Origin of the sequence: Streptomyces sp. NPDC002785, assembly GCF_040295565.1 — a bacterium.
Classification (GTDB): domain Bacteria; phylum Actinomycetota; class Actinomycetes; order Streptomycetales; family Streptomycetaceae; genus Streptomyces.
In genome coordinates, this window is sequence record NZ_JBEOVN010000383.1 from 1 (window position 1) to 2,859 (window position 2,859).

Consider the following 2,859-nt stretch of genomic DNA (forward strand, 5'->3'; position numbering starts at 1 on the left):
GGCACGCCGACGCCGCGGCGATCGAGGCCGGGCGAGCCTTCAAGGAGCTGGGCTTCGACTCGCTCACCGCGGTCGAGCTGCGCAACCGGCTGGGTGCCGCCAGCGGACTCAAGCTGCCGGCAGCCCTGATCTTCGACCACCCCACCCCGGCCGCTGTGGCCGCGTATCTGCGTGCCGAAGTGGTGCCGGACGAGGCGGCCACCGGGGCCCCGGTGCTGGAAGAGCTCGGCCGACTGGAGACGGCGCTCGCCGGCAGCGCCCCGGACAACGTCACCCGGGCCCGGATCACGATGCGGCTCCAGTCACTGCTGGCGAAGTGGAACGAGGGCCCGGACGCCGGGCCCGCCGACCAGGCCCCGGCAGCGGCGGCCGGGGCCACGGAGGTCGTCGAAGAGCTCCAGTCATCCAGCGACGAAGAGCTTTTCGCTTTCATTAACAAGGGGCTCGGAAGGTCCTGATGGAAACTCCGCTATTGACGCCCCTCTCATTGTCGGTCAGGATTTCCTGCGCTCTCGTATAAGGCTCTTCCTGTCTGCTGCCCCTTATCGCTCCCCGATCGTCAGGGGGTGATAGGGGGCAGTTAGGGGTTGTAGGGAGGGTTAGTCCGGCCATAGCCTCTCGCCGAGAAGTCGAATAATTGATTATTATCCGATGTCGTCTGCCGTAAATGGGTTGCGTTAAATGGCGAATGAAGAGACGCTGCGGGACTACCTCAAGCTGGTAACGGCGGATCTGCATCAGACTCGTCTTCGCCTGCGTGAGGCGGAGGCGAAGAATCACGACCCCATAGCCATCGTGGGTATCGGCTGCCGATACCCCGGAGGTGTGCGCTCCGCCGAGGACTTGTGGCGGATCGTCAGTGAGGGCGTGGACGCGGTAGGCGACTTCCCCGTGGACCGCGGGTGGAATGTCGAGACGATGTACCACCCGGACCCGGACCACCCCGGCACCAGTTATGTGCACGAGGGCGGATTCGTCGACGGTATCGCCGACTTCGACCCGTCCGTCTTCGGTATCAGCCCGCGCGAGGCGCTGAGCATGGACCCGCAGCAGCGCATGCTGCTGGAGACGTCCTGGGAGGCGTTCGAGCGGGCCGGTATCGACCCGACGTCGGTGCGCGGCCAGCAGATCGGCGTCTTCGTCGGTACCAGCAACCACGACTACCTCGCCGCGATCCTCAGCTCCACGGAGAACTTCGAGGGTTACTTCGGCACCGGCAACGCCGCGAGCGTGGCCTCCGGCCGACTGTCGTACACCTTCGGCCTCGAAGGTCCCGCTGCCACCGTCGACACCGCCTGCTCCTCGTCGCTGGTGGCGCTGCACCTGGCGGTGCAGGCGCTGCGCAACGGCGAGTGCGCCATGGCGCTGGCCGGCGGCGCGACCGTGATGTGCGCCCCGGGCGTCTTCGTCGACTACAGCAAGATGCGCGGGCTCGCCCTGGACGGTCGTTCCAAGCCCTTCGCCCCGGAGGCCGACGGCTTCTGCCTGGGCGAGGGCGTGGGCGTGCTGCTGGTTGAGCGGCTCTCGGACGCCCAGCGCAAGGGCCACACCGTGCTCGCCGTCGTCCGTGGCACCGCCGTCAACCAGGACGGCGCCAGCAATGGCCTCACCTCGCCCAACGGCCCGTCCCAGCAACGCGTCATCCTTCAGGCGCTGGCCAACGCCCGGCTCACCCCGGACCAGGTCGACGCCGTCGAGGCGCACGGCACCGGCACCGCGCTCGGCGACCCGATCGAGGCCGACGCACTGCTGGCCACCTACGGTCAGGACCGGCCCGAGGGCAGACCGCTCCTGCTCGGCTCCGTGAAGTCCAACATCGGTCACGCCCAGGCGGGCGCCGGTGTCGGCGGCGTCATCAAGATGGTCATGGCACTGAAGCACGGTGTGCTGCCCAAGACGCTGCACCTGACCGAGCCCACCCCGCACGCGGACTGGGCGTCCGGAGACATCGAGCTCCTGACCGAGGCGCGCGATTGGCCCGAGACCGGTCAGCCGCGCCGCGCGGGCGTCTCCTCGTTCGGCATGTCCGGCACCAACGCGCACACCATCATCGAGCAGGCACCGCCCCGGGCGACCGACGAACCGGCGGACGACGCCGGCGAGGCCACGGCGCCCGCACGGCTGCCGCTCACCCCCGTCGCACTGTCCGGCAAGGACCTGGGCGCGCTGCGCGCCCAGGCCGCCCGACTGCACACCCGGCTGACGTCCGGCCGCTCCACCGGCAGCCTGGCCGACCTCGGCTACTCGCAGGCCGTCACCCGCGCCGCCCTCGACCGGCGCGCCGTACTCGTCGCGGCCGACCACGACGAGCTTCTGGCGGGCCTGAGCGCGCTGGCCGAAGGACAGACCCACCCCGGTCTGACCGAGGGGACGGCCGCCGAGGGCAAGCTCGCCTTCCTCTTCACCGGCCAGGGCAGCCAGCGCCTCGGCATGGGCCGCGAGCTGTACGAGACGTACCCGGTCTTCACCAAGGCGCTGGACGACGTCTGCGCCCAGCTCGACCGCTTCCTGGAGCGGCCGCTGAAGCAGGTGCTGTTCGGTGACGACAAGGAACTGCTGGACCGCACCGGCTACACCCAGCCCGCGTTGTTCGCCGTCGAGGTGGCCCTGTTCCGCCTCGTGGAGTCCTGGGGCCTCAAGCCCGACTTCCTCTCCGGCCACTCCATCGGTGAGCTGGCCGCCGCCCATGTCGCCGGGGTGCTGTCGCTGACGCACGCCGCTGCACTGGTGGCAGCCCGCAGCCAGCTGATGCAGCAACTCCCGTCCGGTGGCGCGATGATCGCGGTGCAGGCGTCGGAGGACGAGGTTGTGCCGTTGCTGACCGAGGGTGTGAGCATTGCCGCGCTCAACGGTCCGCAG

General features: G+C 69.5%; 2 protein-coding genes. Both read left to right on the forward strand.

What is annotated here, in order from left to right; all coding sequences use genetic code 11:
• Positions 1-458 (forward strand): acyl carrier protein (locus tag ABTZ94_RS37175; RefSeq protein ID WP_351207833.1); only part of this gene is annotated, 458 nt, incomplete at its 5' end.
• A 223-nt stretch (positions 459-681) separates the two neighbouring features.
• On the forward strand, positions 682-2,859 hold a 2,178-nt coding region (locus tag ABTZ94_RS37180; protein ID WP_351207835.1), incomplete at its 3' end, for a type I polyketide synthase.